We start from the raw sequence: 26,421 nt of genomic DNA, 5'->3' as shown, positions 1-26,421 counted from the left end.
TTAGTGATTTCAAACAATTTCGGCCCGCTACCATGGTCGAATGCCGGGTGCCGATTTAGAGCCTTTTGTCGGGTTTCATGCAGCAATAAAAAACCCTAGCCTACTGGAGGCCAGGGTTTCAGGTATTGCGCTGGCGCAGTGTTATTCGACAGCTTTGACCATGTCTTCGATGACTTTCTTGGCATCACCAAAGACCATCATGGTCTTGTCCAGGTAGAACAGCTCGTTGTCCAGGCCCGCATAGCCGCTGGCCATGGAGCGCTTGTTGACGATGATGGTCTTGGCCTTGAACGCTTCCAGAATCGGCATGCCGGCGATCGGCGAGTTCGGATCGTTCTTGGCGGCCGGGTTGACCACATCGTTGGCGCCCAGCACCAGCACCACGTCGGCCTGGCCAAACTCGGAGTTGATGTCTTCCATCTCGAACACTTGGTCGTAAGGCACTTCGGCCTCGGCCAGCAACACGTTCATATGCCCAGGCATACGCCCTGCCACCGGGTGGATCGCGTACTTCACGGTCACGCCGCGGTGGGTGAGTTTTTCTGTCAGCTCTTTAAGCGCGTGTTGTGCCCGTGCCACTGCCAAGCCATAGCCCGGCACGATGATCACCGTGTCGGCGTTGGTCAGCAGGAAGGTGGCATCGTCTGCCGAGCCGGACTTCACCGGGCGTGCTTCTTTAGAGCCTGCCGCCGCGCCAGCATCCGGCGTGTTGCCGAAACCGCCGAGCAGTACATTAAAGAAGGAGCGATTCATCGCCTTGCACATGATGTACGAGAGGATCGCACCGCTCGAACCCACCAGCGAGCCGGCGATGATCAGCATCGAATTGTTCAGCGAGAAGCCGATCCCCGCCGCTGCCCAGCCGGAGTAGCTGTTGAGCATCGAAACGACGACCGGCATGTCGGCGCCGCCAATCGGGATGATGATCAGCACGCCGAGCACGAACGCCAGGGCCAGCATCAGCGCAAAGGCGGTGAGGTTGCCGGTGAGCATGAAGGCCAGGCCCAGGCCCAGTGTGGCAAGGCCCAGCACCAGGTTAAGTTTGTGCTGGCCGCCGAACTGTACCGGTGCGCCTTGGAAGAGACGGAACTTGTACTTGCCCGAGAGCTTGCCGAATGCGATCACCGAACCGGAGAAGGTGATTGCACCAATCGCCGCGCCGAGAAACAGCTCCAGGCGATTACCGGCAGGGATCGAGTCGCCCAGGTGTTTGACGATACCCAGGGATTGCGGCTCGACCACGGCGGCAATGGCGATAAACACCGCTGCCAGGCCGATCATGCTGTGCATGAACGCCACGAGTTCCGGCATCTTGGTCATTTCCACGCGTTTGGCCATGATCGAGCCGGCGGTGCCGCCGATCAGCAGGCCGACAATCACATAGCCGATGCCCGCGGTGGCGAGTTCTGCGCCGAGCTTATAGATGAGGCCCACGGTAGTGAGTACCGCCAGCGCCATGCCGAGCATGCCGAACAGGTTGCCGCGTCGCGATGTGGTGGGGTGCGACAGGCCCTTGAGGGCCTGGATAAAGCAGATAGACGCGATCAAGTAGAGCGTCGTAACCAGATTCATGCTCATTACTTAGGCGCCTCTTCTTTTGCTTTCGGGGCTTTCTTCTTGAACATCTCGAGCATCCTGCGAGTCACCAGGAAACCGCCGAACACGTTCACTGCTGCCAGGGCCACGGCCAGGGTGCCCATGGTCTTGCCCAGCGGGGTCACGGTGAGCGCAGCGGCGAGCATGGCGCCGACAATCACGATCGCCGAGATGGCGTTGGTCACGGCCATCAATGGCGTGTGCAGTGCGGGGGTAACGTTCCAGACCACGTGATAACCGACATAAATCGCCAGCACAAAGATGATCAGGTTGTAGATACCGGGGGAGATAAGCTCTTCCATCGTCTGAATCCCTGCTTAGGCGTTTTTGCGGATGACTTGGCCGTCGCGGCACATCAGGCACGCGGCGACGATGTCGTCTTCGAGGTTGATTTCAAACTGCCCTTCCTTGTTGAAGACCAGCTTCAGGAAGTCCAGCAGGTTGCGCGCGTACAAGGCCGATGCGTCGGCGGCAACGGCGCCGGCCAGGTTGGTCGGGCCGCAGATGATCACGCCGTTTTCGACCACTACCTGGTCAGCGACGGTCAGTGGGCAGTTGCCACCCTGGGCGGCGGCGAGGTCAATGACCACCGAGCCGGGCTTCATCTGCGCGACGGTGTCGGCACTGAGCAAGGTCGGTGCCTTGCGTCCAGGGATCAGCGCGGTGGTGATAACGATGTCGGCTTGCTTGGCGCGTTCGTGCACGGCCACGGCCTGGCGTTGCATCCAGCTGGTTGGCATTGGGCGCGCATAGCCGCCGACACCCACGGCGCATTCACGCTCTTCGTCAGTTTCGTAGGGCACGTCGACGAACTTGGCGCCGAGGGATTCGATCTGCTCTTTGACGGCGGGACGCACGTCGGACGCTTCGATCACGGCACCCAGGCGTTTTGCCGTGGCGATGGCCTGAAGGCCGGCAACGCCAGCACCGAGGATCAGCACGCGTGCGGCTTTCACAGTACCTGCAGCGGTCATCAGCATCGGCATAAAGCGTGGGTAGTGATGGGCGGCGAGCAACACAGCCTTGTAACCGGCGATGTTGGCCTGCGACGACAGCACGTCGAGGCTTTGGGCGCGCGAGGTGCGCGGCGCGGCTTCGAGCGCGAATGCGGTAATGCCGTGTTCGGCCAGCTTGGTGATGATTTCGTTGCTGAACGGATTGAGCATGCCCACCAACACGGTGCCGCTTTTGATCAGCGTCAGTTCGCTGTCGCTGGGGGCGACCACCTTGAGAATCAGCTCGGCGCCAAACGCGTCGCCGGCACTGCCAATGGTCGCGCCTGCCGTTTCATAGGCACTGTCGACGATGCTGGCCTTGACACCTGCGCCGCTTTGTACAGTGACCTTATGGCCCTGGCCGATCAGCTTCTTGATGGTTTCCGGGGTGGCAGCCACCCGTGTTTCACCGGTCTGGGTTTCGAGAGGAACACCAATGTGCACGTCAAATCTCCTGCATGATCTTTTTGCTTTTGATCTTTTTGTAAAAAGGCCAGTGCACCGTGGGTGGCGCATCTGGGGCGGCCGATCAGCACGATCCCGCTGAAATGACAGCGGGGCGCGGCATTTTGCAGGCGAACTTTACGGCCATCAAGGGATTATGACGGGTGACGAAAAATTAACTACAAGTCACCCTGTGACTGATTGTCGCAACACTTTGAAATAACCTCTTTAAATACAGGTATTTAAAGGTGTTAAGGCAATTTTTGAGGTTTTTGTCATCGTCCCGGTGAATAGTCGAGCATTGGCCGAAGATAGTTGCTCAAAGCCAGCAAAGTCATGGCTTTGAGTCATGTTTCTGGAGGACAAGTACAGTCTGTTAAAAAGCGACATATACGTATATCTGTAGGATATAAAAATAGCTGACTACAAGGTCAGCAAATTAACTATGGCCTTCAAATGCTGGGGATGTAGCGCTGTGATTGGTCCACGAGCCAGTCTCTGAACGCATGCAGTGAGGCGGACTCAACTTTTCTCTCTGGAATCATCAGGTAGTACGCCTTGGAGCTGCTCAGTGCGTTGGGGCTTGCGATGACCAATTGGTGTTCGTCGAGCTCTCGTTGGATCAGGAAAGGTGGGATCAGCGCGATGCCCATGTCATGCATGGCCGCCTGGGACAACATCGAGAATAGCTCGTATCTCGGGCCTGTCATGTCGCGGGGGATGTTCAACTGTTGGGCGTTGAACCACTGGCGCCAGGCGTAGGGGCGAGTCGTCTGCTGCAGCAGTGGCAGCTCGGCAATTTCCTGGGGGCTGAAGTGCGTACGGGTTCTTAATAGCCTGGGGCTGCATACGGGGACAGGATTCTCGCCCATCAGCCTGTGGGATTCGGTACCGGACCAGTCGGCATCGCCGAAGTAGATCGCAGCATCGAATTCTGTGTCGGCAAACAGAAAGGGGCGCGTGCGGTTGGTGAGGTTCACCGTCACTTCGGGATGTTGGCGTTGAAAGTCCTTGAGGCGAGGGATCAACCATTGAGTCCCAAAGGTCGGGACCACTGCCAGTTCGATGACGTTTGCCCCCTGCTGCCCCATCACGGACAGCGTATCGCGTTCCACTGCGTCCAATTGCGTCGCGACTCGACGACTGTAGGAGAGCCCCGCTTCCGTCAGTTTGACGCCTCGCCGAGAGCGTCGAAACAGCTCGACACTTAAAAATTCCTCAAGACTGGCGATCTGTCGGCAGATAGCGCCCTGGGTGATGGAAAGTTCTTGCGCCGCCTTGGTAAAGCTCTCGTGGCGGGCTGCCGCTTCAAAACTGACAAGGGCAGTGGTGCTGGGGATTTTTCTACGCATGTACCTTGTACTCACTTATAAAGCGCGTATGCGCCCTTCTCGGTCTTTTCGAAGTGAGAAATTAGCACAACCCTATGCGGAAACCTCGTTTGCCCTCTGCGGCCGTCCGGCCTAGGCTCCTTGCACGACTACTGACTTTCTCTGCGAGGACTTATTCATGGCTGGCAAGGCAAGCTTCAACTGGATCGATCCACTGCTGCTGGATCAACAGCTCACCGAGGAAGAACGCATGGTGCGCGACAGTGCGCAGCAATTTGCCCAGGACAAATTGGCGCCGCGCGTACTCGAGGCCTTCCGCCATGAAAAAACCGACCCCGCGATCTTCCGTGAGATGGGCGAAACCGGCTTGCTCGGCGCAATGATTCCAGAGCAGTACGGTGGCAGTGGCTTGAACTACGTCAGCTACGGGTTGATCGCTCGCGAAGTGGAGCGTGTCGACTCCGGCTATCGCTCGATGATGAGTGTGCAATCGTCACTGGTCATGGTGCCGATCAACGAATTCGGTACAGAAGCGCAAAAACAGAAATACCTGCCGAAGTTGGCCTCTGGTGAATGGATCGGTTGCTTCGGTCTGACAGAGCCCAACCACGGTTCCGACCCGGGCGCGATGATTACACGTGCGCGCAAGGTGGATGGTGGCTACAGCCTGACGGGCGCCAAGATGTGGATCACCAACAGCCCGATCGCCGATGTGTTCGTGGTGTGGGGCAAGGATGATGCGGGGGATATCCGCGGTTTTGTCCTGGAGAAAGGCTGGAAGGGCCTGAGCGCTCCTGCGATTCATGGCAAGGTCGGACTTCGTGCGTCCATTACTGGCGAGATCGTGATGGACAACGTGTTTGTGCCTGAAGAGAACATCTTCCCCGATGTGCGTGGGTTGAAAGGGCCTTTCACTTGCCTGAACTCGGCGCGGTACGGCATCTCCTGGGGGGCCTTGGGCGCGGCCGAGTTCTGTTGGCACACCGCTCGCCAGTACACCCTTGATCGTCACCAGTTCGGTCGTCCGTTGGCGGCGACCCAGTTGATCCAGAAGAAGCTGGCTGACATGCAGACCGAGATCACTTTGGCCCTGCAAGGTTGCCTGCGCCTGGGCCGTATGAAGGATGAGGGCACGGCGGCGGTGGAGATCACATCGATCATGAAGCGCAACTCGTGCGGCAAGTCCCTGGACATCGCGCGCATGGCTCGGGACATGCTGGGTGGCAATGGGATCTCCGATGAGTTTGGTGTGGCGCGTCATTTGGTCAACCTGGAGGTGGTGAACACTTACGAAGGTACCCATGATGTGCACGCCTTGATTCTTGGGCGTGCGCAAACCGGCCTTCAGGCGTTCTATTAATAGGAGCATGGGCATGGGCGCGCTTTCGCACCTGCGGGTACTGGATTTATCGCGAGTCCTGGCGGGCCCTTGGTCCGGGCAGATTCTTGCGGACCTTGGGGCTGAGGTTATCAAGGTTGAGCGGCCGGGTAGTGGCGACGACACGCGGGCCTGGGGGCCGCCCTTCCTTAAGGATGCGTATGGCGAGAACACCAGTGAAGCTGCGTATTACCTCTCGGCTAACCGTAATAAGGAGTCGGTGACTATCGACTTCACGCAGCCGGAGGGGCAGAAGCTGGTACGTGACCTCGCAGCCAAGTCCGATATCCTGATCGAGAACTTCAAGGTGGGTGGTCTGGCGGCTTATGGCCTGGACTATGAGTCGCTCAAGGAGATCAATCCTGAATTGATCTATTGCTCGATCACGGGCTTTGGTCAAACAGGGCCCTATGCGGCTCGGGCTGGTTATGACTTCATGATTCAGGGGCTGGGCGGGCTGATGAGTCTTACCGGTCGGCCAGAAGGCGATGAAGGTGCCGGGCCAGTGAAGGTTGGCGTCGCGCTGACCGACATCCTGACAGGGCTTTACTCGACCGTGGCGATCCTGGCAGCGCTTGCTCATCGGGATCACGACGGCGGTGGCCAGCATATCGATATGGCGCTGCTTGACGTGCAGGTGGCTTGCTTGGCCAATCAGGCGATGAATTACCTGACGACGGGAGTGTCACCCAAGCGCCTGGGCAATGCGCATCCGAATATCGTGCCTTATCAGGATTTCCCAACGGCAGATGGTGACTTCATCCTGACCGTGGGTAACGACGGACAGTTTCGCAAGTTTGCTGAAGTCGCCGGGCAACCGCAGTGGGCGAATGACCCGCGGTTTGCCACTAATCAGGCACGGGTTGCCAACCGCGCGACGCTGATCCCGCTGATTCGCCAGGCGACGGTCTTCAAGACGACGAGTGAGTGGGTATTGCAACTCGAACGGGTGGGGGTTCCGTGTGGGCCAATCAATGATCTGGCGCAGGTGTTTGCTGATCCGCAGGTCAAGGCGCGTGGTTTGGCGATGGCGTTGCCCCATGCGCTGGCAGGGAGTGTGCCTCAGGTTGCCAATCCGATCCGACTCTCCAAGACACCTGTGGAATATCGCAGTGCGCCTCCACTGCTGGGGGAGCATACAGTTCAGGTACTTCAGGAGGTACTGGGATTGGGTCCGGCTAGCGTGGCTGCTTTAAGAGAGGCGGGGGTTATCTAAATAACGCTTCTTCTATATAGGAGCGCCCGGGTCCCATATAAAACAGTTTGGTGGTTTTTTAATCAATGTTAACTAATTGATAAGAAAGCATTGAATGGTTTATCGCTGCTCCCTTCAGTTCAGTCCTGTGTCCGGCCTTTCTATGCAATGACCTTACGCATGGCTATCATGCGTGCCTCATTGTGAGGCGATACTTGCATGCTGACGTTGTTGAAACTACTGAAAGATGGTCGATTCCATTCTGGAGAGGCGCTAGGTGCTGCCCTTGGTATCAGCCGCAGCGCTGTGTGGAAGCAGCTCCAGCATCTCGAGGCCGAGTTAAATCTACCTATTCATAAAGTCCGCGGTCGTGGGTATCAGTTGGCTTCGCCTTTGGTATTTTTGAATGCTGAAGATATCGTTCTGCATGCGGCCTCTTTGCCTTGGCCTGTCCATATTTTCGATTCCATTGACTCTACGAATGCTGAGGCCTTGCGCCTTGTTGAGGCGAACTGCGCGGCACCTTTTATAGTGCTTGCGGAGCAGCAAACAGCAGGTAGGGGAAGGCGAGGTCGTAAGTGGGTTAGTCCGTTTGCGCAAAATATTTATTACAGTGTTGTGTTGCGTATTGAAGGTGGTCTGCGGCAGTTGGAGGGGCTGAGTCTCGTTGTAGGGTTGGCGGTCATGCAGGCTTTGCGTGACGCTGGCGTACAGGGCGCAGCCTTGAAGTGGCCGAATGACGTCTTGGTTGGACAGAAAAAAATTGCCGGCATCTTGCTCGAGTTGGTGGGGGATCCTGCTGATATCTGTCACGTCGTCCTGGGGATAGGCATCAATGTGAATATGCAGAAGGCCGTTGATGTCGATCAGCAATGGACTTCGGTGCAGCTCGAAACGGGTATTCCGATTAATCGTAATTATCTGGTGGCTCAACTGAGTCTGAGGCTGCAAGGCTATTTGCATAAACATATGACTCTTGGTTTTGCTGGGCTCCAGGAGGAGTGGGAGCAGAATCATGCGTGGCAAGGAAGAGCTGTGTCGCTGATCGCCGGTGTCAATCGAATCGAAGGCGTGGTATTAGGCGTCGACCACCAGGGTGCGTTGCGTTTGAGTGTTGATGGCGCTGAGAAAATCTATAGCGGTGGTGAGCTAAGCCTGAGGTTGCGTGATGATTCTTGAACTCGACTGTGGGAATAGCTTTATCAAGTGGCGCGTACTTGATGTGAATAAGGTGGGTGCCTCTGCAGAGGGGGTTGTTGGTTCGGATGTCGCGTTGATTGAGACGCTGGAAGCGCTTCCAGGGTTGTTGCTGACACGCTGTCGAATGGTGAGTGTACGGGCCCCAGAGGAAACCAATAAGCTGATAGCGGCGCTGGAGGAGGCATTCGGCGTTACCGTATGCTGCGCTGTTTCTTCGCGAGAGATGGCTGGAGTGCGTAATGGTTACGAAGATTTCGAGCGTCTCGGGCTTGATCGTTGGTTGGCTATGCTGGGGGGATTCAAATTAGCAGCTGGCCCTTGCCTGGTTCTGGACTTTGGTACTGCGGCTACCGCAGATTTTATCGCTGCGGATGGTGAGCATCTAGGTGGTTTCATTTGCCCGGGCATGCCGCTCATGCGCAACCAGTTGCGTACCCATACCCGCAAGATACGTTACGACGATGCCGCAGCTGAGAGGGCGCTTGAGCGGCTCTCTCCAGGGCGCACGACCGTAGAGGCGGTTGAGCGTGGCTGTACGTTGATGATCAGAGGGTTTGTGCTGACGCAGTTGGAGTTGGCTCGAGCTTATTGGGGTGATGATTTCACTGTGTTTCTCACTGGGGGGGATGCCGACCTGGTCTGGGATGCCGTGCCGCAGGCTCGACTCGTTCCGGACCTGGTGTTTGTCGGCCTTGCAATGGCATGTCCTTTATCCTGAGGTGTTTATGCGTTGGCTGTTTTTGCTATTGCTCGTACTCAATGCTTTCTATTACGTCTGGCATCAGCAGGAGGCTCCTTTGCGCGCAAAGGATGTCACGCCTTTGAGTCTCTACCGAGGCTCGCAGCAAGATATTCGACTACTGAGTGAGTCCGCTGATGCGATGGTCCGGCGTGACCGGGCAAAGACGCCGGATGCACAAAATACCTGTTTATACATAGGCGGTTTTTCTGATCTGCATCAGGCTCAGACTCTCGAGCAGCGTCTGACGAGTCTGGATATAAAGGTCAAGGTTCAATTGTTGAGCGCTTCTGACGCCTCAGGCTATTGGCTTCGGGTGGCCCCTGAGAGTCGTCGCCTGGCTGACGATCTGCCGTTTGAAAACCTTGCTAAGGAATTCAATGAGTTAAAACATAAAATAATGCTGTGCGAAGGCATTGCAACTAGCGAATAGTTTGCATAGAATGGCGCCCGCTTCGCAGTGAAGACCTTTTAGGTCAACAGGGTGAAGCGAACGTCAACGCAGCTAACCTCATATTTTTACTGAGAAAATGCTTGACAGAAGGTCGGCGTAATGTAAAATGCCGGCTCGCTTAGGAGGGGTTCCCGAGCGGCCAAAGGGATCAGACTGTAAATCTGACGTCTACGACTTCGAAGGTTCGAATCCTTCCCCCTCCACCATTTTTAGCGTGAGCTGCAAGCTCCGCGGGTATAGTTTAGTGGTAGAACCTCAGCCTTCCAAGCTGATGATGCGGGTTCGATTCCCGCTACCCGCTCCAAGTTTGCAGGTTGTGCAAGGTGTTTCGCTCTTGTAGCTCAGTTGGTAGAGCACACCCTTGGTAAGGGTGAGGTCAGCGGTTCAAATCCGCTCAAGAGCTCCATATAACAAGGCAGATATGAAAATATCTGCCTTTGTTTTAATGGCTGCCTCGGCTTGATGGCGTCTGGCCTGACCTGGTTTGGTTTTCTTGGTCATTTCAAGTCTCTTGGGGTTGGTTGTTGTAAAGTCTTTTTCAGGCCTGCATAATGGTCGGCCTGATTTTGTTTTAGGTCAGTAGCTCAATTGGCAGAGCGACGGTCTCCAAAACCGTAGGTTGGGGGTTCGATTCCCTCCTGACCTGCCAGATTCACGTGGTGTGTCTGGCTTTCTTTTCACAGGATCTTCATAGATGACTCCTAAGGCTGAAGCTCAAAGCTCTCGTTTCGATCTGGTCAAGTGGCTTGCTGTAGTCGCATTGGTGGTCGTAGGCGTTGTTGGCAATCAGTACTATTCTGCTTCGCCGATCCTGTACCGCGTACTCGCTTTGCTCGCCCTTGCTGCTGTAGCTGCCTTTGTAGGCCTGCAGACTGCCAAAGGCAAGTCTTTCGCGGTCCTGGTAAAGGAAGCTCGCACCGAAATTCGTAAAGTCGTTTGGCCGACTCGCCAAGAAACCACGCAGACCACGTTGATTGTTGTGGCTGTTGTTCTGGTTATGGCGTTGCTGTTGTGGGGGCTTGATTCCCTGCTCGGCTGGCTTGTTTCCTTGATTGTTGGCTAAGGGTGTCCCGTGGCTAAGCGTTGGTACGTTGTGCATGCTTACTCGGGTTACGAGAAGCATGTTATGCGCTCTTTGCTGGAGCGCGTAAAGCTGGCAGGCATGGAAGATGGCTTCGGCGAAATTCTGGTTCCCACTGAAGAAGTGGTTGAAATGCGGAATGGCCAGAAGCGCAAGAGTGAGCGCAAGTTCTTCCCTGGCTACGTGCTGGTTCAGATGGACATGAATGAAGGTACTTGGCACTTGGTCAAGGATACCCCTCGTGTCATGGGCTTTATTGGTGGTACTGCTGATAAGCCTGCTCCGATCACCGACAAAGAGGCAGAAGCGATTCTGCGTCGTGTTGCTGACGGTAGCGACAAGCCCAAGCCGAAGACATTGTTCGAGCCGGGCGAGGTTGTTCGTGTCACCGATGGTCCGTTTGCTGATTTCAACGGTACTGTCGAAGAAGTTAACTACGAAAAGAGCCGGATCCAAGTGGCGGTGCTCATTTTCGGACGCTCTACTCCGGTAGAGTTGGAGTTCAGTCAGGTCGAAAAGGTCTAGCTGAGCAATCATCCCAACCCCGCAGCCTAGGCTGTGGGGTTTTGTCGTCACTGGGATAAACGCGCAAGTAACCGGGGAGCCTTTCGAGGCGTTCGAACCCGTAATTGGAGTGCCTCATGGCCAAGAAGATTACCGCTTACATCAAGCTGCAAGTGAAGGCCGCTCAGGCCAACCCTAGCCCACCCGTCGGTCCTGCTCTGGGTCAGCACGGCGTGAACATCATGGAATTCTGCAAGGCCTTCAACGCCCGTACTCAGGGTCTTGAGCCAGGTCTGCCGACTCCAGTGATCATCACTGTATACAGCGACCGTAGCTTCACCTTCGAAACCAAGTCGACCCCGGCTTCGGTTCTGTTGAAGAAAGCTGCTGGTCTGACTAGCGGTTCCGCTCGTCCGAACACCGTTAAGGTTGGCACCGTGACTCGTGCTCAGCTGGAAGAAATCGCGAAAACCAAAAACGCGGATCTGACAGCAGCTGATATGGATGCAGCCGTGCGTACCATCGCCGGTTCTGCTCGTAGCATGGGCCTTAACGTGGAGGGTGTGTAATGGCTAAGCTGACCAAGCGCCAAAAGGCTATCGCCGGCAAAATCGAAGCAGGCAAGGCCTACAACTTTGTAGACGCTGCTGCCCTGCTGACCGAGCTGTCGACTGTAAAGTTCAGCGAGTCTGTTGACGTTGCTGTGAACCTGGGTGTTGACCCACGTAAATCCGACCAGGTCGTTCGTAGCGCAACTGTGCTGCCACACGGTACTGGCAAGACTGTACGTGTAGCTGTCTTCACCCAAGGTCCGGCAGCTGAAGCTGCTCTGGCCGCTGGTGCCGATCGCGTTGGCATGGATGACCTGGCCGCCGAAATGAAAGGCGGCGACTTGAACTATGACGTCGTTATTGCCTCCCCGGATGCAATGCGCGTTGTAGGTCAGCTGGGTCAGATCCTCGGTCCACGTGGTCTGATGCCTAACCCTAAAGTCGGCACTGTAACGCCAGACGTAGCTACCGCGGTTAAAAACGCCAAGGCTGGTCAGGTTCGTTATCGCACCGACAAAAACGGCATCATTCACACCTCCGTTGGCAAAGTCGGTTTTGATGCCGTCAAGCTGAAGGAAAACGTTGAAGCCCTGATCGCTGATCTGAAGCGTATCAAGCCAGCTTCTTCGAAAGGTATCTACGTCAAGCGCGTTACCCTGAGCACAACTATGGGCCCAGGTCTGGTCATCGACCAAGGCTCGCTGGACGTATAAGACATAAATTGGCACGAGAGATCGTGCCAATTGAAAAATTGGGGTCCCTGCCTGGCGGGGGCTATCCAAGACCGTAGGCGACGCAAGTCTTAAACCTCAAGCCTACGCAGATGGTGCTCCCGGTTCCTTACCGAATCAGACACCAAAACGACATCCGGCTCCGGCCAGATGAAACGGTAACAAGCAGGAGTTAAACCCGTGGCAATTAATCTCGAAGACAAGAAGGCCATCGTCGCTGAAGTCAACGAGGCTGCCAAAGCTGCTCTGTCCGCTGTCGTGGCTGATGCCCGTGGTGTGACAGTAGGCGCTATGACCGGACTCCGTAAAGAGGCTCGTGAAGCTGGCGTATACGTACGTGTTGTACGTAACACCCTGCTCAAGCGCGCAGTTGCTGACACTGAATACAGTGTTCTCAATGACGTGTTCACCGGCCCGACTCTGATTGCGTTCTCCAAAGAGCATCCAGGCGCTGCTGCCCGTTTGTTCAAAGAGTTCGCCAAGAGTCAGGAAAAGTTCGAGATCAAGGCAGCTGCGTTCGAGGGCAAGTTCCTCGCAGCTAACCAAATCGACGTACTGGCAACACTGCCGACCCGCAACGAAGCTATTTCGCAGTTGATGAGCGTGATTCAAGGCGCCACCAGCAAGCTGGCTCGTACTCTGGCTGCAGTTCGCGAGCAAAAAGAAGCTGCCGCAGCCTAAGGCTGAGCATTTTCTCTCGCGTATTTTTGTTTATTTCGATGGCCGCGTAGGCCGTCCCCCAATTCAGGAAATACAGTAATGTCTATCTCCCAAGAAGATATCCTCAACGCCGTAGCTGAAATGTCGGTTCTGCAGGTTGTTGAGCTGATCAAAGCTTTCGAAGAAAAATTCGGCGTTTCCGCAGCTGCTGCTTCCGCTGGTCCAGCTGTTGCTGCTGTCGCTGCTGAAGAGCAAACCGAATTCAACGTCATGCTGCTGGAAGCTGGCGAGAAGAAAGTAAACGTGATCAAGGCAGTTCGTGAACTGACCGGTCTGGGCCTGAAAGAAGCCAAGGCTGTAGTTGACGGCGCTCCTGCAATGGTTCTGGAAGCTGTTGCTAAAGACGCAGCTGACAAAGCCAAAGCAGCACTGGAAGAAGCAGGCGCTAAAGTCGAGCTGAAGTAAGCATCGACCTTGCGTCTCCAGCCCAAGCGTTAAGCTGAAGGCTGATGGCTGGTGGCTCTTGCCACCGGCCTTTTTCCGTTCTTGGCTGTCGACTCGGTCGCCGCCATTAACGCGCTGTAGCCACCCGAAGCGGTGGTGCAAACCATGGGGTTTGCAAGATTTTCTGGCTGCTCCCGTCGGGAGGGGCCAAACAAGCAGGTGACCAAGCTGGGGAACGCTGATGGCTTACTCATATACTGAGAAAAAACGTATCCGCAAGGACTTTAGCAAGTTGCCGGACGTCATGGATGTCCCGTACCTTCTGGCTATCCAGCTGGATTCGTATCGTGAATTCTTGCAGGCGGGAGCGACCAAAGATCAGTTCCGCGACGTGGGCCTGCATGCGGCCTTCAAATCCGTTTTCCCGATCATCAGCTACTCCGGCAATGCTGCGCTGGAGTACGTGGGTTATCGCCTGGGCGAACCGGCATTTGATGTCAAAGAATGCGTGTTGCGCGGTGTTACGTACGCCGTACCTTTGCGGGTAAAAGTCCGTCTGATCATTTTCGACAAAGAATCGTCGAACAAAGCGATCAAGGACATCAAAGAGCAAGAAGTCTACATGGGCGAAATCCCATTGATGACTGAAAACGGTACCTTCGTTATCAACGGTACCGAGCGTGTTATCGTTTCCCAGCTGCACCGTTCTCCGGGCGTGTTCTTCGACCACGACCGCGGCAAGACGCACAGCTCCGGCAAACTCCTGTACTCCGCGCGGATCATTCCGTACCGTGGTTCGTGGTTGGACTTCGAGTTCGACCCGAAAGACTGCGTGTTCGTGCGTATCGACCGTCGTCGCAAGCTGCCAGCCTCGGTATTGCTGCGCGCGCTTGGCTACACCACTGAGCAAGTGCTGGACGCTTTCTACACCACCAACGTATTCAGCCTGAAGGATGAAACCCTCAGCCTGGAGCTGATTGCTTCGCGTCTGCGTGGTGAAATTGCTGTTCTGGACATCCAGGATGAAAAGGGCAAGGTCATTGTTGAGGCTGGCCGTCGTATTACTGCGCGCCACATCAACCAGATCGAAAAAGCCGGTATCAAGTCGCTGGACGTGCCTTTGGACTACGTCCTGGGTCGCACGACCGCCAAGGTCATCGTTCACCCAGCCACAGGCGAGATCCTGGCTGAGTGCAACACTGAGCTGAACACCGAAATCCTGGCAAAAATCGCCAAGGCCCAGGTCGTTCGCATCGAGACTTTGTACACCAACGATATCGACTGCGGTCCGTTCGTTTCCGACACCCTGAAGATCGACTCCACCAGCAACCAATTGGAAGCGCTGGTCGAGATCTATCGCATGATGCGTCCTGGCGAGCCACCAACCAAAGACGCTGCCGAAACCCTGTTCAACAACCTGTTCTTCAGCCCTGAGCGCTATGACCTGTCTGCGGTCGGCCGGATGAAGTTCAACCGTCGTATCGGTCGCACCGAAATCGAAGGTTCGGGCGTGCTGTGCAAGGAAGACATCGTTGCGGTCCTGAAGACTCTGGTCGACATCCGCAACGGTAAGGGCATCGTTGATGACATCGACCACCTGGGTAACCGTCGTGTTCGCTGCGTAGGCGAAATGGCCGAGAACCAGTTCCGCGTTGGCCTGGTGCGTGTTGAGCGTGCGGTCAAAGAGCGTCTGTCGATGGCTGAAAGCGAAGGCCTGATGCCGCAAGACCTGATCAACGCCAAGCCAGTGGCTGCGGCGGTGAAAGAGTTCTTCGGTTCCAGCCAGCTCTCGCAGTTCATGGACCAGAACAACCCGCTCTCCGAGATCACCCACAAGCGCCGTGTTTCCGCACTGGGCCCGGGCGGTCTGACCCGTGAGCGTGCAGGTTTTGAAGTTCGTGACGTACACCCGACTCACTATGGTCGTGTATGCCCGATCGAAACGCCGGAAGGTCCGAACATCGGCCTGATCAACTCCCTGGCGGCCTATGCGCGCACCAACCAGTACGGTTTCCTTGAAAGCCCGTACCGCGTGGTGAAAGACGCCCTGGTCACCGACGAGATCGTATTCCTGTCCGCCATCGAAGAAGCTGATCACGTGATCGCTCAGGCTTCGGCCACGATGAACGACAAGAAAGTACTGATTGACGAGTTGGTAGCTGTTCGTCACTTGAACGAGTTCACCGTCAAGGCGCCGGAAGACGTCACCTTGATGGACGTATCGCCGAAGCAGGTAGTCTCGGTTGCTGCGTCGCTGATCCCGTTCCTGGAGCACGATGACGCCAACCGTGCGTTGATGGGTTCTAACATGCAGCGTCAAGCTGTACCTACACTGCGTGCCGACAAGCCGCTGGTGGGTACCGGCATGGAGCGTAACGTAGCTCGTGACTCCGGCGTTTGCGTCGTGGCTCGTCGTGGCGGCGTGATCGACTCCGTTGATGCCAGCCGTATCGTGGTTCGTGTTGCTGATGACGAAGTTGAAACTGGCGAAGCCGGTGTCGACATCTACAACCTGACCAAATACACCCGCTCGAACCAGAACACCTGCATCAACCAGCGTCCGCTGGTGCGTAAGGGTGATCGCGTTCAGCGTAGCGACATCATGGCCGACGGCCCGTCCACCGACATGGGTGAACTGGCGCTGGGCCAGAACATGCGCATTGCGTTCATGGCATGGAACGGCTTCAACTTCGAAGACTCCATCTGCCTGTCCGAGCGTGTTGTTCAAGAAGACCGCTTCACCACGATCCACATCCAGGAACTGACCTGTGTGGCGCGTGATACCAAGCTTGGGCCAGAGGAAATCACTGCAGACATCCCGAACGTGGGTGAAGCTGCACTGAACAAACTGGACGAAGCCGGTATCGTTTATGTAGGTGCTGAAGTTGGCGCGGGCGACATCCTGGTTGGTAAGGTCACTCCGAAAGGCGAGACCCAACTGACTCCGGAAGAGAAGCTGTTGCGTGCCATCTTCGGTGAAAAAGCCAGCGACGTTAAAGACACTTCCCTGCGCGTACCGACCGGTACCAAGGGTACTGTCATCGACGTACAGGTCTTCACCCGTGACGGCGTTGAGCGTGATGCTCGTGCACTGTCCATCGAGAAGACCCAGCTCGACGAGATCCGCAAGGACCTGAACGAAGAGTTTCGTATCGTTGAAGGCGCAACCTTCGAGCGTCTGCGTTCCGCCCTGGTAGGTCACAAGGCTGAAGGTGGTGCGGGCCTTAAGAAAGGTCAGGACATCACCGACGAAGTGCTCGACGGTCTTGAGCACGGCCAGTGGTTCAAACTGCGCATGGCTGAAGATGCTCTGAACGAGCAGCTCGAGAAGGCCCAGGCCTATATCGTTGATCGCCGCCGTCTGCTGGACGACAAGTTCGAAGACAAGAAGCGCAAACTGCAGCAGGGCGATGACCTGGCTCCAGGTGTGCTGAAAATCGTCAAGGTTTACCTGGCAATCCGTCGTCGCATCCAGCCGGGCGACAAGATGGCCGGTCGTCACGGTAACAAGGGTGTGGTCTCCGTGATCATGCCGGTTGAAGACATGCCGCACGATGCCAATGGCACCCCGGTCGACGTCGTCCTCAACCCGTTGGGCGTACCATCGCGTATGAACGTTGGTCAGATCCTCGAAACCCACCTGGGCCTCGCGGCTAAAGGCCTGGGTGAGAAGATCAACCGTATGATCGAAGAGCAGCGCAAGGTTGCTGACCTGCGTAAGTTCCTGCACGAGATCTACAACGAGATCGGCGGTCGCAAAGAAGAGCTGGACACTTTCTCCGACCAGGAAATCCTGGATCTGGCGAAAAACCTGCGCGGCGGCGTTCCAATGGCTACCCCGGTGTTCGATGGTGCCAAGGAAAGCGAAATCAAGGCCATGCTCAAACTGGCAGACCTGCCAGAGAGCGGCCAGATGCAGCTGTTCGACGGCCGTACCGGCAACAAGTTTGAACGCCCGGTTACTGTTGGCTACATGTACATGCTGAAGCTGAACCACTTGGTAGACGACAAGATGCACGCTCGTTCTACCGGTTCGTACAGCCTGGTTACCCAGCAGCCGCTGGGTGGTAAGGCTCAGTTCGGTGGTCAGCGTTTCGGGGAGATGGAGGTCTGGGCACTGGAGGCATACGGTGCTGCTTACACTCTGCAAGAAATGCTCACAGTGAAGTCGGACGATGTGAACGGTCGGACCAAGATGTACAAAAACATCGTGGACGGCGATCACCGTATGGAGCCGGGCATGCCCGAGTCCTTCAACGTGTTGATCAAAGAAATTCGTTCCCTCGGCATCGATATCGATCTGGAAACCGAATAACACGTGACGCGAATCGAGAGCGGGGTTGTTTAGCCCGCTCTCTGCTCCGCCAGGAGGAAAGGCCTTGAAAGACCTACTGAATTTGCTGAAAAACCAGGGTCAAGTCGAAGAGTTCGACGCCATCCGTATTGGGTTGGCATCGCCTGAGATGATCCGTTCGTGGTCGTTCGGTGAAGTTAAAAAGCCGGAAACCATCAACTACCGTACGTTCAAACCTGAGCGTGACGGCCTGTTCTGCGCCAAGATCTTTGGCCCGGTAAAGGATTACGAGTGCCTGTGCGGTAAGTACAAGCGCTTGAAGCACCGTGGTGTGATCTGCGAGAAGTGCGGCGTTGAAGTTGCATTGGCCAAGGTTCGTCGTGAGCGCATGGCGCACATCGAGCTGGCTTCGCCGGTTGCCCACATCTGGTTCCTGAAATCGCTGCCGTCCCGTATCGGCTTGCTGATGGACATGACCCTGCGTGATATCGAACGCGTTCTCTACTTCGAGAGCTATGTCGTTATCGATCCAGGCATGACCACCCTTGAAAAAGGTCAGTTGCTGAACGACGAGCAGTACTTCGAAGCGCTGGAAGAGTTCGGTGACGATTTCGATGCCCGCATGGGTGCCGAAGCGGTCCGTGAATTGCTGCACGCTATCGACCTGGAGCACGAGATTGGTCGCCTGCGTGAAGAAATTCCGCAAACCAACTCCGAAACCAAGATCAAGAAGCTGTCCAAGCGTCTGAAGTTGATGGAGGCCTTCCAAGGTTCCGGCAACTTGCCAGAGTGGATGGTGCTGACCGTCCTGCCGGTTCTGCCGCCAGACCTGCGTCCGCTGGTGCCGTTGGATGGTGGTCGTTTCGCGACGTCCGACCTCAACGATCTGTATCGCCGAGTGATCAACCGTAACAACCGCTTGAAGCGCCTGCTTGATCTGTCCGCTCCGGACATCATTGTGCGCAACGAAAAGCGTATGTTGCAGGAAGCGGTCGATGCCCTGCTGGACAACGGTCGTCGTGGCCGCGCTATCACCGGTTCCAACAAGCGTCCTCTGAAATCCTTGGCTGACATGATCAAGGGTAAGCAAGGTCGTTTCCGTCAGAACTTGCTCGGTAAGCGTGTTGACTACTCCGGTCGTTCGGTAATTACCGTAGGCCCGACCCTGCGTCTGCACCAGTGCGGTCTGCCTAAGAAGATGGCTCTCGAGCTGTTCAAGCCGTTCATTTTCGGCAAGCTGGAAATGCGCGGTCTCGCGACCACCATCAAAGCGGCCAAGAAAATGGTCGAGCGCGAACTGCCAGAGGTCTGGGACGTTCTTGCTGAAGTGATTCGCGAACACCCGGTTCTCCTCAACCGTGCACCGACCCTTCACCGTCTGGGTATCCAGGCGTTTGAACCGGTACTGATCGAAGGTAAGGCTATCCAGCTGCACCCTCTGGTCTGTGCTGCGTACAACGCCGACTTCGACGGTGACCAAATGGCCGTGCACGTACCGCTGACACTGGAAGCCCAGTTGGAAGCGCGTGCGTTGATGATGTCGACCAACAACATCCTGTCGCCAGCCAACGGTGAGCCAATCATCGTTCCGTCGCAGGACGTTGTATTGGGTCTGTACTACATGACGCGTGAAGCGATCAACGCCAAGGGCGAAGGTCGTGTGTTCGCTGACCTGCAGGAAGTTGACCGTGTGTTCCGTGCCGGCGAAGCCGCACTGCACGCCAAGGTCAAGGTGCGGATCAACGAAACCGTCAACGACCGTGACGGCGGCAGCGTGACCAACACCCGTATCGTCGACACCACTGTCGGTCGTGCGCTGTTGTATCAAGTTGTGCCAAAAGGTCTGTCGTACGACGTCGTCAACCTGCCGATGAAGAAAAAGGCGATCTCCAAGCTGATCAACCAGTGCTACCGCGTGGTTGGTTTGAAAGAGACCGTGATCTTCGCTGACCAGTTGATGTACACCGGTTTTGCTTACTCGACTATTTCCGGCGTTTCCATCGGTGTTAACGACTTCGTTATCCCGGATGAAAAAGCTCAGATCATCGGCGCTGCTACCGATGAAGTGAAAGAGATCGAAAGCCAATACGCCTCCGGCCTGGTAACCCAGGGCGAGAAGTACAACAAAGTGATCGACCTTTGGTCCAAAGCCAACGACGAAGTGTCGAAGGCAATGATGGCTAACCTCTCGAAAGAGAAGGTTATTGACCGTCATGGTGTGGAAGTCGACCAAGAGTCGTTCAACTCGATGTACATGATGGCCGACTCGGGTGCGCGGGGTTCTGCTGCGCAGATCCGTCAGCTCGCCGGTATGCGTGGCCTGATGGCCAAGCCGGACGGTTCCATCATTGAGACGCCGATTACCGCGAACTTCCGTGAAGGTTTGAGCGTACTTCAGTACTTCATCTCGACTCACGGTGCTCGTAAAGGTCTGGCGGATACCGCGTTGAAAACCGCTAACTCCGGTTACCTGACTCGTCGTCTGGTAGACGTGGCGCAAGACTTGGTTGTGACTGAAGTCGACTGCGGCACCGAACACGGTCTGCTGATGACTCCGCACATCGAAGGCGGTGACGTTGTTGAGCCGTTGGGTGAGCGCGTACTGGGTCGAGTCATCGCCCGTGACGTATTCAAGCCAGGTACCGAGGAAATTATCGTTCCTGCTGGCACCCTGGTAGATGAGAAGTGGGTCGAGTTCATCGAGCTCAACAGCATCGACGAAGTGATCGTTCGCTCGCCGATCAGCTGCGAAACCCGCTATGGCATTTGCGCCAAGTGCTACGGCCGTGACTTGGCTCGTGGTCATCAGGTGAACATCGGTGAAGCGGTCGGCGTTATCGCTGCCCAGTCCATCGGTGAGCCGGGTACCCAGCTGACCATGCGTACGTTCCACATCGGTGGTGCGGCAAGCCGGACCTCCGCAGCCGATAGCGTTCAGGTGAAGAATGGCGGTACCGTCCGTCTGCACAACCTGAAGCACGTTGAGCGAGTGGATGGTCACCTGGTTGCCGTGTCCCGTTCCGGTGAGCTGGCAATCGCTGATGACTACGGTCGTGAGCGCGAGCGCTACAAGCTGCCGTACGGTGCTGTGATTTCGGTTAAAGAGGGTGACAAGGTCGACGCTGGCGCAATCGTGGCCAAGTGGGATCCGCACACTCACCCAATCGTTACCGAAATGAAAGGTACCGTGACCTACGTGGGCATGGAAGAAGGCATCACGATCAAGCGTCAGACTGACGAATTGACCGGTATGACCAACATTGAAGTACTCGACGCGAAAGATCGTCCAGCTGCCGGTAAAGACATCCGTCCTGCCGTGAAGATGGTTGATGACAACGGTAAGGATCTGTTGCTGCCAGGCACTGACGTAATCGCTCAGTACTTCCTGCCAGCCAACGCCCTGGTCGGTGTAGCGGATGGTGCGAAGATCGCGATCGGTGATGTTATCGCGCGTATCCCGCAAGAAACTTCGAAGACCCGTGACATCACCGGTGGTCTGCCGCGTGTTGCCGACTTGTTCGAAGCTCGTCGTCCGAAAGAAGCGTCGATTCTGGCTGAAGTCAGCGGCACCATCGCGTTCGGTAAAGAGACCAAGGGCAAGCGTCGTCTGGTCATTACCCCGAACGACGGTAGCGATCCGTATGAAGAGCTGATTCCGAAGTGGCGTCACCTGAACGTCTTCGAAGGCGAACAGGTAAACCGCGGCGAAGTTATCTCTGACGGTCCAAGCGATCCACACGACATCCTGCGTCTGCTGGGTGTAAGTGCGCTGGCCAAGTACATCGTTAACGAGATCCAGGACGTTTACCGCCTGCAAGGCGTGAAGATCAACGATAAGCACATCGAGACCATCCTGCGTCAGATGCTGCGTAAAGTTGAAATCGCTGAATCCGGCGATTCCAGTTTCATCAAGGGCGACCAGATGGAACTGACTCACGTGCTGGTAGAGAACGAGCGCTTGAGCGCGGAAGACAAGTTTGTTTCCAAGTTCACTCGCGTGCTGCTGGGTATCACCAAGGCGTCGTTGTCCACTGAGTCGTTCATCTCGGCGGCCTCCTTCCAGGAGACCACTCGCGTACTGACCGAAGCAGCGGTAACCGGCAAGCGCGATTACCTGCGTGGCCTGAAAGAAAACGTGGTTGTGGGTCGACTGATCCCGGCCGGTACCGGTTTGGCTTACCACAGCGAGCGTAAGCGCCGCCGTGAAGCTGACAAGCCGCTGCGCGTAAGCGCCAGTGAAGTGGAAGCTGCACTGACCGAAGCACTGAACTCAAGCGGTAACTGAGTTCAGCGATAAATAAGTCCGGGCCCTGGCAGCCCCCATTCGTCGGATCGAGGCAGTATTGCCCCGGTTCGATGAGAGGGGACGTCGGGGCCTTGCCTTGACTGGGGGCAAGATCCTCTTTAGACTCTTGTACCCCTAAATTTGGCGGGAATTCGTTCCTGCCATTTTGCTTTTCTTGTAAGACAATAGCGTCGCAAGACAACAGTGGAGCTAGTAGATGGCAACTATCAACCAGCTGGTACGTCAGCCGCGTAAGCGTATCGTCGAGAAATCCGACGTGCCTGCGCTGCAGAACTGCCCGCAACGTCGTGGCGTATGCACTCGCGTGTATACCACTACGCCGAAAAAACCTAACTCGGCACTGCGTAAAGTATGCCGTGTGCGTCTGACCAACGGTTTCGAGGTTTCCTCGTACATCGGTGGTGAAGGCCACAACCTGCAAGAGCACAGCGTGGTACTGATCCGCGGCGGTCGTGTAAAAGACTTGCCAGGTGTTCGTTACCACACCGTACGCGGCTCCTTGGATACTTCCGGCGTTAAAGGTCGTAACCAGGGTCGTTCGAAGTACGGTACCAAGAAGCCTAAGTAGTAGCGGCTTTTTGCAAAACTGAATCATCTTATTTTCTGAGTCGATAAGAGTAAGGTCGGAGGCGCCCCTGAAGGGCACCAATTCCGAGCGAACCTGAAGACCGTTTGAGGGCTTATCCATGCCAAGAAGACGCGTAGCAGCCAAGCGCGAAGTGCTTGACGATCCAAAATACGGAAGCCAGATCCTGGCCAAGTTCATGAACCACGTGATGGAAAGCGGCAAGAAAGCCGTTGCCGAGCGTATCGTTTATGGCGCGCTGGAAAAGGTTAAAGAACGCAAGAACAGCGACCCCCTGGAAATCTTCGAGAAAGCTCTCGACGCCATCGCTCCGCTGGTCGAAGTGAAGTCGCGCCGTGTAGGCGGTGCTACTTACCAGGTTCCGGTTGAAGTTCGTCCGTCCCGTCGTAATGCTCTGGCAATGCGCTGGTTGGTAGACTTCGCCCGTAAGCGCGGCGAGAAGTCTATGGCTCTGCGTTTGGCTGGCGAACTGTTGGACGCTGCTGAAGGCAAAGGCGCTGCAGTTAAGAAGCGTGAAGACGTGCACCGTATGGCTGAAGCTAACAAAGCTTTCTCGCACTACCGCTTCTAAATCCAGCGTCACTAATTTTGCGAGGGCTTTATGGCTCGTACTACACCGATTAATCGCTACCGTAACATTGGTATCGTTGCTCACGTGGATGCTGGTAAAACCACCACCACCGAGCGCGTCCTTTTTTACACTGGCAAAAGTCACAAGATGGGCGAGGTGCATGACGGCGCCGCGACCACAGACTGGATGGTTCAGGAGCAGGAGCGTGGTATTACCATTACTTCTGCTGCTATTACCGCCTTCTGGAAAGGTTCCGAGAAGCAGTACAAGGACGAGCACCGCTTCAACGTTATCGATACCCCAGGCCACGTAGACTTCACTATTGAAGTTGAGCGTTCCCTGCGCGTACTCGACGGCGCTGTCGTTGTGTTTTGCGGTACCTCGGGTGTTGAGCCTCAGTCGGAAACCGTATGGCGTCAAGCCAACAAGTACGGCGTTCCACGTCTTGTTTATGTAAACAAGATGGACCGTGCTGGTGCCAACTTCCTGCGCGTGATCGGTCAGATCAAGCAGCGTCTGGGTCACACTCCGGTGCCTATCCAATTGGCTATCGGTTCCGAAGATAACTTCCAGGGTCAGATCGATCTGATCGCCATGGAAGCTGTCTACTGGAACGACGCTGACAAAGGTATGGTCCCTGTTCGCAAGCCTATCCCTGCAGAACTGCAGGAACTGGCTGACGAGTGGCGCAACAACATGGTGGAGGCTGCGGCCGAAGCCAGCGAAGAGCTGATGAACAAGTACCTCGAAGGTGAAGAACTCACCAACGTGGAAATCAAGGCTGCTCTGCGTCAGCGTACTATTGCTGGCGAGATCGTCTTGGCTGTTTGCGGTTCCTCGTTCAAGAACAAGGGTGTTCCCCTGGTTCTCGATGCTGTGATCGACTACCTGCCGGCTCCAACCGACATTCCTGCTATCAAGGGTACTAACCCTGATAACGAGGAAGAAGAGATGGAGCGTCATGCAGACGACAGCGAGCCTTTCTCGGCCCTGGCGTTCAAGATCGCTACCGACCCATTCGTGGGTACCTTGACCTTCGTCCGCGTTTACTCGGGCGTGTTGGCCTCCGGCGACGGCGTGATCAACTCGGTTAAAGGTAAGAAAGAGCGCGTGGGTCGTATGGTGCAAATGCACGCAAACGCCCGTGAAGAGATCAAGGAAGTGCGCGCTGGTGACATCGCGGCCTTGATCGGCATGAAGGACGTCACCACTGGTGAGACTTTGTGCGACGCTGCTAAGCCAATCATCCTGGTTCGCATGGACTTCCCGGAGCCGGTTATTTCGGTTGCCGTAGAGCCTAAGACCAAGGATGACCAGGAAAAAATGGGTATCGCTCTGGGCAAGCTTGCTCAGGAAGATCCATCTTTCCGCGTCAAGACTGATGAAGAGACTGGTCAAACGATCATCTCCGGCATGGGCGAGTTGCACCTGGACATCCTGGTTGACCGGATGCGCCGTGAGTTCAACGTCGAAGCCAACATCGGTAAGCCTCAGGTTTCCTATCGTGAGCGCATCACGAAGAACTGTGAAATCGAAGGCAAGTTCGTTCGTCAATCCGGCGGTCGTGGTCAGTTCGGTCACTGCTGGATCCGTTTTGCTCCTGCTGACGAAGGTCAAGAAGGTCTGCAATTCGTGAACGAAGTAGTTGGTGGTGTTGTTCCTAAGGAATACATCCCGGCTATCCAGAAGGGTATCGAAGAGCAGATGAAGAACGGTGTTGTTGCCGGCTATCCGCTGATCGGCCTGAAAGCAACCGTTTTTGACGGTTCTTACCACGACGTCGACTCCAACGAGATGGCGTTTAAGGTGGCTGCTTCCATGGCAACCAAGCAACTGGCCCAGAAGGGCGGTGGTGAGTTGCTTGAGCCAATCATGGCGGTAGAAGTTGTTACACCTGAAGACTATATGGGTGATGTCATGGGCGACCTTAACCGTCGTCGCGGCATGATCTTGGGTATGGAAGACACGGTTTCCGGCAAAGTGATTCGCGCCGAGGTTCCGTTGGGTGAGATGTTCGGTTATGCGACCGACGTTCGCTCCATGTCCCAGGGTCGCGCAAGCTACTCTATGGAATTCAAAAAATACAACACAGCTCCGGCGCACATCGCTGAAACTGTATCCAAAAAACAAGGCTGATTCAGTCCTTTAGGCAAGGAGTTAATTGTCGTGGCTAAAGAAAAATTTGATCGTTCCCTACCGCACGTCAACGTTGGCACCATCGGTCACGTTGACCACGGTAAAACCACTCTGACTGCTGCTCTGACTCGCGTTTGCTCCGAAGTATTCGGTTCCGCAATCGTTGATTTCGATAAAATCGACAGCGCACCAGAAGAAAAAGCTCGTGGTATCACCATCAACACCGCGCACGTTGAGTACAACTCTTCGATCCGTCACTACGCTCACGTTGACTGCCCAGGTCACGCTGACTATGTGAAGAACATGATCACCGGTGCTGCCCAGATGGACGGCGCTATCCTGGTTTGCTCGGCCGCTGATGGTCCGATGCCACAAACCCGTGAGCACATCCTGCTGTCCCGTCAGGTTGGCGTTCCGTACATCGTGGTTTACCTGAACAAGGCTGACCTGGTAGACGACGCTGAGCTGCTGGAACTGGTTGAGATGGAAGTGCGCGATCTGCTGAGCACTTACGACTTCCCAGGCGACGACACTCCGATCATCATCGGTTCTGCTCGTATGGCTCTGGAAGGCAAAGACGACAATGAAATGGGCACCACGTCCGTTAAGAAACTGGTTGAGACTCTGGACAGCTACATCCCAGATCCAGTTCGCGTTATCGACAAGCCATTCCTGATGCCGATCGAAGACGTATTCTCGATCTCTGGTCGTGGTACTGTTGTTACCGGTCGTATCGAGCGCGGTATCGTTAAGGTTCAAGATCCACTGGAAATCGTTGGTCTGCGTGACACTACCGTCACCACCTGCACCGGTGTTGAAATGTTCCGTAAACTGCTCGACGAAGGTCGTGCAGGCGAGAACTGCGGCGTTCTGCTGCGTGGTACCAAGCGTGACGACGTTGAGCGTGGCCAGGTTCTGGTTAAGCCAGGTTCGGTTAAGCCGCACACCAAGTTCGAAGCTGAAGTGTACGTGCTGAGCAAAGAAGAAGGCGGTCGTCACACTCCGTTCTTCAAAGGCTACCGTCCACAGTTCTACTTCCGTACTACTGACGTGACTGGTAACTGCGAACTGCCGGAAGGCGTTGAAATGGTAATGCCAGGCGACAACATCAAAATGGTTGTCACTCTGATCAAAACCATCGCAATGGAAGACGGTCTGCGCTTCGCTATTCGTGAAGGCGGCCGTACCGTTGGTGCTGGCGTTGTAGCTAAAATCATCGAGTAAG

Annotated in this window: 21 protein-coding genes and 4 tRNA genes; 21 read left to right on the top strand and 4 right to left on the bottom strand. The window is 55.7% G+C overall.

The genetic code is table 11. The features are described from left to right. Positions 1 to 141: 141 nt before the first annotated feature. The 4 genes from QU606_RS32165 to QU606_RS32150 all read right to left on the bottom strand — a co-directional run bounded on the left by QU606_RS32165 (position 142) and on the right by QU606_RS32150 (position 4,387). Positions 142 to 1,578, bottom strand: coding sequence for an NAD(P)(+) transhydrogenase (Re/Si-specific) subunit beta (locus QU606_RS32165; protein WP_024072656.1), 1,437 nt, complete (start codon positions 1,576 to 1,578; stop codon positions 142 to 144). Beyond that, the gene (locus QU606_RS32160) at positions 1,578 to 1,898 is read right to left on the bottom strand and encodes an NAD(P) transhydrogenase subunit alpha (protein ID WP_003220416.1); all 321 of its coding nucleotides are present in this window, start codon (positions 1,896 to 1,898) and stop codon (positions 1,578 to 1,580) included. The genes QU606_RS32165 and QU606_RS32160 overlap by 1 nt, the downstream gene beginning before the upstream one ends. Positions 1,899 to 1,913: 15 nt before the next feature. Beyond that, a complete protein-coding gene (locus QU606_RS32155) occupies positions 1,914 to 3,035 on the bottom strand; it encodes a Re/Si-specific NAD(P)(+) transhydrogenase subunit alpha (protein ID WP_024072657.1) in 1,122 nt (373 codons plus the stop codon). A 452-nt stretch (positions 3,036 to 3,487) separates the two neighbouring features. Further along, the gene (locus QU606_RS32150; RefSeq protein WP_024072658.1) at positions 3,488 to 4,387 is read right to left on the bottom strand and encodes a LysR family transcriptional regulator; all 900 of its coding nucleotides are present in this window, start codon (positions 4,385 to 4,387) and stop codon (positions 3,488 to 3,490) included. A gap of 157 nt (positions 4,388 to 4,544) precedes the next feature. Here QU606_RS32150 and QU606_RS32145 point away from each other — a divergent pair, with 157 nt between their 5' ends. The 21 genes from QU606_RS32145 (at position 4,545) to tuf (ending at position 26,420) form a co-directional block, all read left to right on the top strand. Further along, on the top strand, positions 4,545 to 5,726 hold the full coding sequence (locus QU606_RS32145; RefSeq protein WP_024072659.1) for an acyl-CoA dehydrogenase: 1,182 nt from the start codon (positions 4,545 to 4,547) through the stop codon (positions 5,724 to 5,726). Positions 5,727 to 5,739: 13 nt separating this feature from the next. After that, positions 5,740 to 6,960, top strand: coding sequence for a CaiB/BaiF CoA-transferase family protein (locus tag QU606_RS32140; RefSeq protein WP_069074937.1), 1,221 nt, complete (start codon positions 5,740 to 5,742; stop codon positions 6,958 to 6,960). A 198-nt stretch (positions 6,961 to 7,158) separates the two neighbouring features. Continuing rightward, complete coding sequence (gene birA / locus QU606_RS32135; RefSeq protein WP_069077105.1) at positions 7,159 to 8,118, top strand: bifunctional biotin--[acetyl-CoA-carboxylase] ligase/biotin operon repressor BirA; 960 nt, start codon at positions 7,159 to 7,161, stop codon at positions 8,116 to 8,118. Beyond that, positions 8,108 to 8,857 carry a pantothenate kinase gene (locus tag QU606_RS32130; RefSeq protein ID WP_024077684.1) on the top strand — a complete coding sequence of 250 codons (750 nt, stop codon included), beginning with the start codon at positions 8,108 to 8,110 and terminating at the stop codon, positions 8,855 to 8,857. The genes birA and QU606_RS32130 overlap by 11 nt, the downstream gene beginning before the upstream one ends. A gap of 7 nt (positions 8,858 to 8,864) precedes the next feature. Continuing rightward, positions 8,865 to 9,311, top strand: a complete 447-nt coding sequence (locus tag QU606_RS32125; RefSeq protein WP_024077683.1) for a hypothetical protein — start codon at positions 8,865 to 8,867, stop codon at positions 9,309 to 9,311. Between the two features lie 142 nt (positions 9,312 to 9,453). Then, positions 9,454 to 9,538 (top strand) — tRNA-Tyr (locus QU606_RS32120). A 24-nt stretch (positions 9,539 to 9,562) separates the two neighbouring features. Next, positions 9,563 to 9,636, top strand: a tRNA-Gly gene (locus QU606_RS32115). Between the two features lie 26 nt (positions 9,637 to 9,662). Beyond that, positions 9,663 to 9,738 (top strand) — tRNA-Thr (locus QU606_RS32110). 167 nt (positions 9,739 to 9,905) lie between these two features. Continuing rightward, positions 9,906 to 9,981: transfer RNA gene (locus QU606_RS32105), tRNA-Trp, on the top strand. A gap of 45 nt (positions 9,982 to 10,026) precedes the next feature. Beyond that, positions 10,027 to 10,395 (top strand): preprotein translocase subunit SecE, encoded by a 369-nt coding sequence (secE, locus tag QU606_RS32100; RefSeq protein WP_003194658.1) that lies wholly within the window; start codon positions 10,027 to 10,029, stop codon positions 10,393 to 10,395. A gap of 9 nt (positions 10,396 to 10,404) precedes the next feature. Next, positions 10,405 to 10,938: a transcription termination/antitermination protein NusG gene (nusG, locus tag QU606_RS32095; protein WP_003176436.1), complete on the top strand. Its 534-nt coding sequence runs from the start codon at positions 10,405 to 10,407 to the stop codon at positions 10,936 to 10,938. A 116-nt stretch (positions 10,939 to 11,054) separates the two neighbouring features. Beyond that, on the top strand, positions 11,055 to 11,486 hold the full coding sequence (gene rplK / locus QU606_RS32090) for a 50S ribosomal protein L11 (protein WP_003176435.1): 432 nt from the start codon (positions 11,055 to 11,057) through the stop codon (positions 11,484 to 11,486). Then, positions 11,486 to 12,181 (top strand): 50S ribosomal protein L1, encoded by a 696-nt coding sequence (gene rplA / locus QU606_RS32085; RefSeq protein WP_003232403.1) that lies wholly within the window; start codon positions 11,486 to 11,488, stop codon positions 12,179 to 12,181. The genes rplK and rplA overlap by 1 nt, the downstream gene beginning before the upstream one ends. Before the next feature lie 198 nt (positions 12,182 to 12,379). After that, positions 12,380 to 12,880 (top strand): 50S ribosomal protein L10, encoded by a 501-nt coding sequence (gene rplJ, locus QU606_RS32080; RefSeq protein WP_024077682.1) that lies wholly within the window; start codon positions 12,380 to 12,382, stop codon positions 12,878 to 12,880. Between the two features lie 78 nt (positions 12,881 to 12,958). Then, the gene (gene rplL, locus QU606_RS32075; RefSeq protein ID WP_024077681.1) at positions 12,959 to 13,324 is read left to right on the top strand and encodes a 50S ribosomal protein L7/L12; all 366 of its coding nucleotides are present in this window, start codon (positions 12,959 to 12,961) and stop codon (positions 13,322 to 13,324) included. A gap of 220 nt (positions 13,325 to 13,544) precedes the next feature. Next, entirely contained in the window at positions 13,545 to 17,618 is a 4,074-nt protein-coding gene (rpoB, locus tag QU606_RS32070) for a DNA-directed RNA polymerase subunit beta (protein WP_024077680.1), read from the top strand. A 64-nt stretch (positions 17,619 to 17,682) separates the two neighbouring features. Then, the gene (gene rpoC / locus QU606_RS32065; protein WP_024077679.1) at positions 17,683 to 21,882 is read left to right on the top strand and encodes a DNA-directed RNA polymerase subunit beta'; all 4,200 of its coding nucleotides are present in this window, start codon (positions 17,683 to 17,685) and stop codon (positions 21,880 to 21,882) included. 217 nt (positions 21,883 to 22,099) lie between these two features. After that, positions 22,100 to 22,471 (top strand): 30S ribosomal protein S12, encoded by a 372-nt coding sequence (gene rpsL, locus QU606_RS32060; RefSeq protein WP_002555494.1) that lies wholly within the window; start codon positions 22,100 to 22,102, stop codon positions 22,469 to 22,471. Between the two features lie 118 nt (positions 22,472 to 22,589). Next, a complete protein-coding gene (rpsG, locus tag QU606_RS32055; protein ID WP_002555493.1) occupies positions 22,590 to 23,060 on the top strand; it encodes a 30S ribosomal protein S7 in 471 nt (156 codons plus the stop codon). A 30-nt stretch (positions 23,061 to 23,090) separates the two neighbouring features. After that, positions 23,091 to 25,196: an elongation factor G gene (gene fusA, locus QU606_RS32050; RefSeq protein WP_024077678.1), complete on the top strand. Its 2,106-nt coding sequence runs from the start codon at positions 23,091 to 23,093 to the stop codon at positions 25,194 to 25,196. A 30-nt stretch (positions 25,197 to 25,226) separates the two neighbouring features. Further along, on the top strand, positions 25,227 to 26,420 hold the full coding sequence (gene tuf, locus QU606_RS32045; RefSeq protein ID WP_010566854.1) for an elongation factor Tu: 1,194 nt from the start codon (positions 25,227 to 25,229) through the stop codon (positions 26,418 to 26,420). Position 26,421: the final 1 nt, after the last annotated feature.

It is taken from the genome of Pseudomonas sp. OVF7, assembly GCF_030644265.1.
Classification (GTDB): Bacteria; Pseudomonadota; Gammaproteobacteria; order Pseudomonadales; family Pseudomonadaceae; genus Aquipseudomonas; species Aquipseudomonas gorinensis.
The sequence above is the reverse complement of the archived record's forward strand: the minus strand, read 5'-3'. Positions and strand labels throughout refer to the sequence as shown.